This window comes from Oxobacter pfennigii (genome assembly GCF_001317355.1).
GTDB classification, from domain to species: Bacteria; Bacillota; Clostridia; order Clostridiales; family Oxobacteraceae; genus Oxobacter; species Oxobacter pfennigii.
The window spans coordinates 18,489-27,849 of record NZ_LKET01000017.1 but is presented as its reverse complement, the minus strand read 5'-3'; the positions used below and the strand labels follow the sequence as shown (position 1 = coordinate 27,849).

The window sequence follows — 9,361 nt, the reverse complement described above, 5'->3', positions numbered from 1 at the left end:
GAGGTATATGGTTTAGATAAATCTCAAAGTGAATAGTTTTTATTAAGTCAATCGAATGCGGTTTCCGGTTCCGGTCAGGAGGTTTCCAATTCACCGGAACTTCGGTTTCACCGCACCGGAATATTCACTCAGCAGTGATATATGTGCCTCTACATGGTTGTCTGCAGCCTCGGTCTCATAGCCCCAGATCTTTTCTATGATCGAGTCCTTTGATACGATCATGTTTTTATGATTCATGAGAAGTTCCAATAACTGCGCCTCTTTAAGCTTGAGCTTGATACTTCCGCTACGGCTCTTGCCATATATTTCTCATCTTCCACCATCAGTATCCGCATAATCACACCCCTTTCCTGTGTTTATGGCAAAGAGGCCGTCAAACAGCCTCTTTGCCAGTTGTGCTATAGTGTTATCTTCCAACGCTCACGCTGCAGTCAGGGTTGACGGTGACGTTGAATCCGCTGGGTGCCGTGCTGCTCCATGTCTTACCGCCATCGCTAGAATAGCTTATAACACCGTTTTCATTCTTTGTTATCAAGCTGTTAGCATCGCCCTCGGCAGGGGGAGTGCCATACGCAACCAAGGATTGGTCGTCACTGCCGGCCGGAGGAAGGCCGTCGTTCCATGTCTGCCCTCCGTCTAAAGAATAACGTAAATCGCTGCCTGTTGGCGTTCCCTCATTCCAAGTTTGTCCGCCGTCGGTGGAATAACTTGCCGTACCGTTATCCAGCTTGAATAGTTCACCCAATTTCCCGCCAGTTGCGGCATTTGCAGCAAGTGTTGTGGTCGTCCCGAGAGTCAGGACCAATGCTGCGCAAATGGTAATGTTCTTACCAGTTCTTAAAGTTCCTAAAAGTTTTGCTTTCATTAAGATTACCTCCGTTTAGTATTTGCAGGTAGCTACCTTGCAATTACCATCATAAAGGTGTAACCTTTGCTGAACCTGAAATAATAAAGTTTTTGAATGCTTTTCCGCTGAACGTCCCTCTACCCTTAATCACCTGTCTCAAACTTTGGACTTAGAAACTCCTTTTGTATTGTTTCATACTATACGGAAAAATATGAATTGTTGCATCAAATACATATCATGATAAATAATCGCATTTAAATATCATAAAAATTATAAAAGCAAAAGGAGTCAAGCCACAAGGGTTCAAGTCCTTTTGCTTCTTTTCTATTTGGAATACTACCTATAATAAGGATTACTTTCTCTTTAACTTATTATTATACATGTCTTTGTCCACAATTTCGATAATCTGTTCCAAAGTTAGATTCATTTCTGGTTTATGAGAGAACATTCCTATACTTGCATTGATAGAATAAGGCTTATGACTATTCTTATTTAAAGTTTTAAACCTTTCCTCGATCCTGCGGCAAGTATTATTTATTTCATTTTCATGTTTATTATCGAATAATATCATAAATTCATCTCCGCCATAACGGAAAATAGTATCATCAGGAGTGATTTCTTCTCTTATTACCCTACAAACATCGTTTATTAAAGAATCTCCCTCTAAATGTCCAAACTTGTCGTTTACCATCTTAAGGTTGTCTATATCAAAAAAGCAAAGGCTAAATTCCTTTTTTTCGTTCCTTGCTGTTTCAAATTTCCTCTTCATTATATCCATTCCGGCTCTTCTGTTTAAAACACCGGTTAAACTATCTGTAGATGCATGTATTGCCAATTCATTCTCCATCCTTTTTATTTCAGTTATATCTGCAACGCCGCTTAAAATAGACTTCTCTCCAAAATAATCGATCAGTTCATAATTAACTATAGTACATTTAATCTGGCCCGATAAGGTTTTTTGTTCTACTATATAATTATTAACTTTTCCGTTTATCTCTAACATTTCGTAAACTTTTTTTAAATCAGAAATATTTTTATATAAATACTTATGGTTAATAGTATCAAAGTGTTCTTTCCGAATATCATAAAATAGCATTGCCTTCTGATTTGTATACTGTATTTTGCCATCCTCGAATCTGGATATCAATAAAGGAAAGGGGTTTATCTCAAATAATTTTGTAAAAGTTAATTTATCCTCTTTGAGAATTTCCTCATTCAAAAAGTTTTTAACGTTATATCTATATATTATCAGGAATAAAACAAGAGCAATAAATACTGTAGAAGTAGAATTAGATTGCCTAATAACGGCAGTATTATTTTTACAAAAATATGAAAGACCTATTAGAAAAAAAATATGATTTAAACAATATATCCCCAATACCAATTTAGGATATATCGGAACGACCAATGCTACTGTAAGAATTGCCAAAATATAAGCATCAATGTTTCCAGTAAACCTTTGACTATTTAAGGATAGAATAGCCGCTATAAAAATTGTCAAAAATATATCAGAAAGCATTATACCCTTGGCGACATAAGAAAACCTGTATTGCTCTGAATTCTCAAGTAATCTGTAAATCACAATATAAACAAGTGATAATATTAAGATTATAATATGGATATTCATAAGATTTTGACGGTAAATTACATCAACACTATTATCTTTATATAAAGAAAAGTCAAGATAAAAGTTATAAAAACTCATGATAAAAATTACCCACTTAAATATTTTTCCCCGCTGTAAGCTTAAAAGAATATACCTTCTTTCAAATTCTAAGCTATTTTTAAAATCCATATTTAAAAATAAACCTTTTGAAATTTTATCAACAAATTGTAAATAAGCTTTTATCAAGAATTCTTACCTCTTCAAATCAGAATGGTTATATTATACTATAATAAAATATTTTTGAGTAAAATTACAAACGATAAATGAGTTTTATTTGCTGTCCAAGCTCAAAACAGACTGTATGCAATCGTTTTCAATTATGACTTCTACAAATATAAAGTTAAAAATGATGCATTGAAAATAATTACACTATTTTGTTTTGCAATATAGTTTGTTCTTTTCATCAAAGATAAATCCATTTGCTAAAAGAGACTTGCAGGAGGCTATGTTTTCTGGTTCAGGAAATACAATAATTCTCTGAGCTTTATCCAATGAGAATACTTTATTTACTAGCAATGCGATGATAGCTTTCCCGAACCCCTTTCCTAAATAATTTTCCTCCCCAATCAGATAATCAATGCTATAGCTGCCTGTAATAGGAATATTTCCATACCAATGCTCGTCGGCATCTGCACAAATATAATATTGGCAGAATCCTATCGGATTTCTATCATAAAGGGCAATAAAGTGATTTATAAAACTGAATTTATCGAACCGGCCATAAATTTCAGACAACCAAGCATCCGGATCTTCGTACCATTTCATGACGTGCTCTTTATTTAACCATGTTTTCATTAAAAGTATATCATCATCTTCAAATGCTCTGATTTTCAGCAAATCCATATATAATCTCCATTATAAAATAATTTCTATAAAAGTATGTAATTCCAAATTTCAATGCTGCCAGTAAATTCCTGTTTTCAATGTTATAATAATACCATATATTACTAGCGCTTTCTACCGTTCTCATTTAAGTATCGCCCGTACCATCCTTTAGATATGACAAAAAGAACAGTCCGGCTTCTTATTGAGCTCGTCCTGCTCTGAAATTTGGAATTCGCCGGTTTAAAATTACTCAACCGGTAAATGAACTTTCTTTTGCCATTAATCGCTCAGGTTTAGTATCAAGGTTTGAGGTGTCAGGCATATCCTCGTACCAGTTGATCTGTGCGATATTAATGTTCTTTTGCTTCCAGCCATTCAAGTTTAGTTTTTTAAGTGATACACAGCCATCTCATAATTCGTTACCTGCTCCCGATACGGCAATTTTCGCTGCCTTATCTTGCACTTTTTTCACTAAACAATCTTTGCATATCCCATATAGTCTTTGGCTATACCCATTGACTATAAAATGATACTTTTCTAAGATATTTTCACTCATATCGGTCATAAAGTTTTCTTTTATATCTTTAATCTGCCCGCATTTAACGCAAATCAAATGATAATGTTTGTGGGCATCGTTATTTGCATTGAATTCATATCTGTTGTATTCATTCTCAGACCCTAGTTTATTTATAATGTGCAGTTCTTCAAAAATCAGTAAGGTTCGGTACACAGTTGCCATGCTGATATCGGGGTGGTTTAACTTCACAAGCTCGTAGATGCCGGTTGCCGTTAGATGTTCTTCACCATGTTTCATTAATATCTCAAATATCTTTTCCCTCTGTATCGTATACTTATATCCTTTTTCTTCAAATAACTTTTTTAAATTCATTGCTGGTTTCATCATGGGACCACTCCTATTCAAAACAAAACCTTAATCTAGAAGCTTTAAACTATAGTGGCTATTTTCTTATTCTAGTAAGATTATTATATAGCCATCATACGCCGTTTGATTTCCGGGTATTACCGGAATCATAGCTTCCATATCTTAACGCCTCCTCCAGTTGTTATGATGTCTGTGTCCTGCGCAGAAATCATCATCGTGATTTCCGTGAGGTCCGCCGTGTACGCTGTGACCGCCGAAGCCCCCAAACCCATGACCGTGTCCGTGCTGCAACATAAACTCCTCCATCGACTTGCGTCGCTGCTCGAAGTCTTCATTAGGGAATTGTTCCTCATACCGCTTGATAATTCGCCCGAGATATTCGCTGAAAAGGCTAAGTTCCTCATCGTTTAAGCAGTCGAGTATTTTTGATGCTTCCAGCGTTTCGTCATCCACATCATCGGTAGCCTTTGTACCGCTCTCGGTCAACTTGATTTTCATAACGCGCTTATCCTCCTCCGACGGTTCGCGTGTGATGTAGCCGCTCTTTTCCAGTTTCGCAAGCAATTCAGCAAGAGACTGTTTGCTCATATTGAGCAGATACGTCAATTCTTTCTGGCTGATTTCAGGCTTCATTTTTAGAATAGCCAGTACACGGCCTTGCCCCCTGTGCGGATTATGTACCTTGCCGGCACCCTTGAAATTGTACAACGATGTCCTGTGCATCAGCATTTGAAGCTGCTGAAATTGCTCTGTGATGGTTATTTTTATTTCGCTCATTGTTTTCTCCTCCTTAATTGATATTAAGAGTTAATTTAACAAGTCAAGTACCTGACTGATATAAGTATAACACTAACAAACATATTTGTAAAGTACCTGACTAAAGGTTTGCACACTTTTGTAAAAATACTTACGTAACAAACCATCTTGAATCCTGAGCATAAAAAAGCGGAGGTATCTTCATTTTGAAAATACACCCGCTTATTTTTTATGTGATACCATGCGAGTTAAACGCATGGCATTTTTATTCTTGTAATCTTAAATTTCGCTGTATTTAGTCCTGGAAAGCTTGTATAATTCTTCTCTGTATGCCGGTGTTAATACAGCCGCACCGGAATAACCTATTGTTGCCGGTTTACCGGGTTTGCAGAATTTTTCTACGAACTTTGCTGCAGCTTCTCTCTGTTCTGCTTCTGTAGCATCAGGTGGGAGCGGGTCAGGAACAACGCCTATAACTAATTTATCGCCATACTTTTCATAAATCATGTGTGTATCATTCATTGGCTGCGGGCTCCACGTATCCCATCCTGCAGCTATAATATTGGGCACTTGTTTTTCAATCATTCCGCATGAATGGAAGTCAGCAACCAACCCCTTTGAATGAAGGTGGTCGGTAACTTTTCTCATAGCAGGAACAATCAATTCAGCTACTGTTGCAGGTGAGAAAAAGGTATCTTTTTGTGCGCCCCAGTCATCATGCATATAAAATCCGTCTATGCCCGGGAAATATTCAAGATGCTTGTCTATAATTTTTATGTAAAGATCTGAAATTTTGTCAAGCAGGTCTTTTATCGCATCTTTCTGTTCATCATCAATCATAGCCATGGCAGCATTCGGAAAATCCATAAAAGAAATAATCCTTTCGAACCATCCATTTTGCATCCAGACATTGTTATACACTTCATCAGTAAGGTGTGTGTTCTTGGCGCTTGTTTCCCAGTCCCAGCTGTCAATATCAGGCCATACTATCTTTTCTTCCCATTCATTTGCATCTTCAAGCAAAGGATTGCCGGGTTTTACAATGCTTCCCCCTGCTACAGGGATATATACCCATTCAATACCGAACATGTCTTTTCCGCCGCCTTGCTCTGCAGGCATCATGGTGTCTTCAACTACAAATGCACGGGCAACATTGTCAGGATTGGCCTTAGGCATGATGGAACGGGTCTCGACAGTGGTAATTTGCCAGATTGGATCTTTCTTTATTGCTGAAAGATAAGCTTTTTTGCGGGATACAGGAAAGTCATACAAAGGTGTAGGCGGCCCGCCAAACCTTCCCGGTAATTCACCTACAACTTTAAGCTCTTTTTCATCAAATTTTAAATTAGCCATATTTTCACTCCTCTTTTAGTATTAATGGGTATAGTCTTAGATTAGCTCCTTTCTTAATTATATTTGAATGTAAAGTGGAAAATGAATTAATGAATCGTGAAAGGTAAGGGCAGGTCCGAAGCAGTTCATTTGCATAGGCAGGTGCGGGACAGCTCATTCTTACATAAATTATAAATACAGTACAAGTGTGAACGTCCCCTTACTCTAGTTAAATTATACAATATTTCCTGCTTATGGTCCATATTACTAATTTTCATATAGTTCGATGGGTTATGTGCGTAAGACAAGATTGAAAACACTTCATTACACTTCTTAAAACCCCATTAGTTCCTTTACCCTGCGGCAATTATCAGCAGATGTAAGCATCTCCAGCAGTTTAAACGCTACATCAATTGCAGTAGAAGGGTTGTAGGAGGTTATAACATTATTATCTATCACTATACTTTCATTCACAATATTAACCCCGAATTCAGATAATTGCCTTTGCCTTCTGCTTCCATTCAGATTATATGTAGTCCCATTTCTACCTTTTAAAATTCCGCTCTTACCTATAGGCAGAGCTCCTACACATATGGATGCTATTATCCTTCCGGTACTGTTAAACTGTCTTATTATATTTAAAAACTCTTCACTGAAGGCATCTTCATAAAATCCTGCTTCTTCAAATCCTCCTGGGATTGCAAGTGCATCATAATCATTGACATTTATTTCTGAAACCTGTATTTCAGGGATGACTGTAAAATTCCATGTACATTTAAGTTTCTGTCTCATACCTGCAGTTACCACTAAAGTGGTGCCATCTCCTTCGAGTTTATTCCAGCCTAATACATCTGAAAAGACACTTGCTTCATATGCCTCAAATCCGTTTGCCAATAATAATAGAACCTTTTTCATATTTATACCTCCATATAGAATAAATAATTTTATAATCCTGACTTCATTATAGCAATTAATGTATCATCAATAAAATTAATCCTTTATGCCTGAGAAATGCTTAAAATTTATAAATCAATCAAGAATCCACTAGTTAACACTGTTTTACGCTTTTATATCCGCTATGTTATTTGCAGCTTAAAAACGGAATATCTACCACTTGTGTTAAACTCACCCTCCGTAAGCATTGTTTGCGGTAAGTACAACCTAAAGGATGCAAACAATGTTTATATCCTTTTTAATTGCAGTGGTAAAGCTAACCTCTAAAACTGAAAAATGGCAAAACCTCGTAAACAAACAGGTTGAGCATAACAAGCAACGATTGATATCTGTACCTTTCAAAATAAATGTTCAAATCACCAACCGTCGTTAGTTAGAGAGATAAAAAAGTAATAATCCACAATGATTATGTGGACATAATGCTCATTGGGATATTATTTTGAAGTTAGTTAATAAAAGATACCTCTGCGAGGCAAACTAACTAAGAGGTGATTCACAATGCCAAAGGATAGCCAGCCAGACAATAAAAGAGCTCGTATGGAAAAAAGCAAGGGGCAAACTCCAATAACACGTGAAAACCAAAATCAAAATCCCAATGCAAAGAAAAAATCTATTCAAAACAATGATGTATGAGGTGATTTTATGGCGAAGAAAGGTATGGCCCGGCCTGAATGGACGCATACGAAGCCACGTAACGATGATACTCCGGTACCTGAAATTCAGGGTAAAGCAAAACATGGCAAAGAACATGCCCGTCCCATCATTTCCGGTACGGCCTCTCCGGAGAATAAGGTCTACCATGAACTAAAAGGCGACGGCTCTGTTGGTGATCCTCGGTAAGGAACCACATTTCCGTCTCTCATCTGACCACGATATTGTGATATGCCCCACTTTTTGTATTTGGTGTTTATTACTTCCACCGTCTACTTAAAGAGAAGCATATCATTGTCATGGTCAGATTTTCTATCAAAGATACCATATAATTTACTTTGTTCGTATCATAGTCACAGAGATTTTGACCGCCCTTCCATAACAGAAAAGCATCTGCTCATCTCTGATGAATAGATGCTCTTTCAGATAAAACAAAATTGCATTTTTGAAGAAACAATTGGATGTTGACCTGTTCCTTGTTGCGGTCACAATTTGCTCTGCCTAACCTGTCACATAAACCAAGTAGCGCTACCTCGTGTATATCCGTATTGTGCCCCATGCCTTTTATGTCGGCAAATGGCAAGTCCTTCAGCACGAATAGTATCTGCATATGGTACCGGATTAGTTCAGATACTTCATGGATAAAAAGACGGTCATCGGAAAACTCCTGTAAAAACCTTTTTGACAGTTCTGCGCCAACCTTATCGTGATCATATGCAGTGAGCCTTCCTTTTCTGATTTTGGTGGTAGAAGGCTTTCCGATGTCATGTAAAAGAGCCGCCCACATAAAGACCGCCGGGTTACGGCTTTGTAATTTTACTTCTGCAGCCTCATCCACCACAAGCATGGTATGGTTCCAAACACTGCCTTCGGGATGATGCTTTAAAGATTGCTCCGTGTTCTTCAGCCTGTAAAGTATATCCAATGGATATTGGCTAAATGGCGGGTCAGAGCACACATCGTTTAGATACACAGACGGTTTGCTATCCTGTAGTAGATGAATGCCTATATCAGAATACAGCGACTGCAGGATCATTTTTCTTCTTCCGAATCCTGATTGTTTAAGCCAAAAATAGCTCGGGCACTTTCGGCATTAGGATCATGCTTAATATGCTTGGAATGGAATTTCCCATCTTCTTTCTTTTTATTTTTAGTGCTTTTCATATTATTATCATTACTCATAAACAACCTCCTATTGCTTTGTATTTGGACCTAGCGCTTCTTTTTTCGCATTATGGTTTTGATTTTGGTTGTCTCCGGGAATAGAATCCACTGCATTTTTTAGTTTTTCCTGTTTATTGGCCGAAGGACTATTTTTCTTTTGATCATATTTCGGCATTTTAAATCACCTCAATCATAGCTTTCCAGCAAAGATAAAATATTAAACCTATTTATAATCTTTTTTTATAGTTCAATTCTATATGACTTATTAACTATTTTTTGTAAT

The 9,361-nt window shown here is 37.0% G+C and carries 13 protein-coding genes; 2 read left to right on the top strand and 11 right to left on the bottom strand.

What is annotated here, in order from left to right; translation table 11 throughout:
* Positions 1-90: 90 nt before the first annotated feature.
* The 8 genes from OXPF_RS21580 to OXPF_RS02850 all read right to left on the bottom strand — a co-directional run bounded on the left by OXPF_RS21580 (position 91) and on the right by OXPF_RS02850 (position 7,224).
* Entirely contained in the window at positions 91-249 is a 159-nt protein-coding gene (locus OXPF_RS21580) for a winged helix-turn-helix domain-containing protein (RefSeq protein WP_242854302.1), read from the bottom strand.
* 157 nt (positions 250-406) lie between these two features.
* Positions 407-865 carry a sialidase family protein gene (locus OXPF_RS02880; RefSeq protein WP_152967683.1) on the bottom strand — a complete coding sequence of 153 codons (459 nt, stop codon included), beginning with the start codon at positions 863-865 and terminating at the stop codon, positions 407-409.
* 334 nt (positions 866-1,199) lie between these two features.
* Positions 1,200-2,699: a sensor domain-containing diguanylate cyclase gene (locus OXPF_RS02875; protein WP_054873704.1), complete on the bottom strand. Its 1,500-nt coding sequence runs from the start codon at positions 2,697-2,699 to the stop codon at positions 1,200-1,202.
* A 183-nt stretch (positions 2,700-2,882) separates the two neighbouring features.
* Complete coding sequence (locus tag OXPF_RS02870) at positions 2,883-3,356, bottom strand: GNAT family N-acetyltransferase (protein WP_054873703.1); 474 nt, start codon at positions 3,354-3,356, stop codon at positions 2,883-2,885.
* A 391-nt stretch (positions 3,357-3,747) separates the two neighbouring features.
* Entirely contained in the window at positions 3,748-4,242 is a 495-nt protein-coding gene (locus OXPF_RS02865) for a Fur family transcriptional regulator (protein WP_054873702.1), read from the bottom strand.
* Positions 4,243-4,383: 141 nt separating this feature from the next.
* The gene (locus tag OXPF_RS02860; RefSeq protein ID WP_054873701.1) at positions 4,384-4,998 is read right to left on the bottom strand and encodes a MarR family winged helix-turn-helix transcriptional regulator; all 615 of its coding nucleotides are present in this window, start codon (positions 4,996-4,998) and stop codon (positions 4,384-4,386) included.
* A 258-nt stretch (positions 4,999-5,256) separates the two neighbouring features.
* Positions 5,257-6,330, bottom strand: coding sequence for a uroporphyrinogen decarboxylase/cobalamine-independent methonine synthase family protein (locus OXPF_RS02855; RefSeq protein WP_054873700.1), 1,074 nt, complete (start codon positions 6,328-6,330; stop codon positions 5,257-5,259).
* A 312-nt stretch (positions 6,331-6,642) separates the two neighbouring features.
* A complete protein-coding gene (locus OXPF_RS02850; protein ID WP_054873699.1) occupies positions 6,643-7,224 on the bottom strand; it encodes a DJ-1/PfpI family protein in 582 nt (193 codons plus the stop codon).
* A 537-nt stretch (positions 7,225-7,761) separates the two neighbouring features.
* Between OXPF_RS02850 and OXPF_RS23280 the strand changes: the two genes are divergently transcribed.
* Both OXPF_RS23280 and OXPF_RS02845 read left to right on the top strand, forming a co-directional pair.
* Positions 7,762-7,896, top strand: coding sequence for a hypothetical protein (locus OXPF_RS23280; RefSeq protein WP_278308335.1), 135 nt, complete (start codon positions 7,762-7,764; stop codon positions 7,894-7,896).
* A gap of 9 nt (positions 7,897-7,905) precedes the next feature.
* On the top strand, positions 7,906-8,103 hold the full coding sequence (locus OXPF_RS02845; protein ID WP_054873698.1) for a hypothetical protein: 198 nt from the start codon (positions 7,906-7,908) through the stop codon (positions 8,101-8,103).
* A 208-nt stretch (positions 8,104-8,311) separates the two neighbouring features.
* Here OXPF_RS02845 and OXPF_RS02840 read toward each other — a convergent pair whose 3' ends face one another.
* The 3 genes from OXPF_RS02840 to OXPF_RS22290 are packed head-to-tail and all read right to left on the bottom strand — an operon-like array spanning position 8,312 to position 9,253.
* Positions 8,312-8,887, bottom strand: coding sequence for an HDIG domain-containing metalloprotein (locus tag OXPF_RS02840; RefSeq protein WP_341441830.1), 576 nt, complete (start codon positions 8,885-8,887; stop codon positions 8,312-8,314).
* Positions 8,888-8,946: 59 nt separating this feature from the next.
* On the bottom strand, positions 8,947-9,096 hold the full coding sequence (locus OXPF_RS22765) for a CPC_1213 family protein (RefSeq protein ID WP_162838562.1): 150 nt from the start codon (positions 9,094-9,096) through the stop codon (positions 8,947-8,949).
* Between the two features lie 10 nt (positions 9,097-9,106).
* The gene (locus OXPF_RS22290; protein WP_160317132.1) at positions 9,107-9,253 is read right to left on the bottom strand and encodes a hypothetical protein; all 147 of its coding nucleotides are present in this window, start codon (positions 9,251-9,253) and stop codon (positions 9,107-9,109) included.
* Positions 9,254-9,361: the final 108 nt, after the last annotated feature.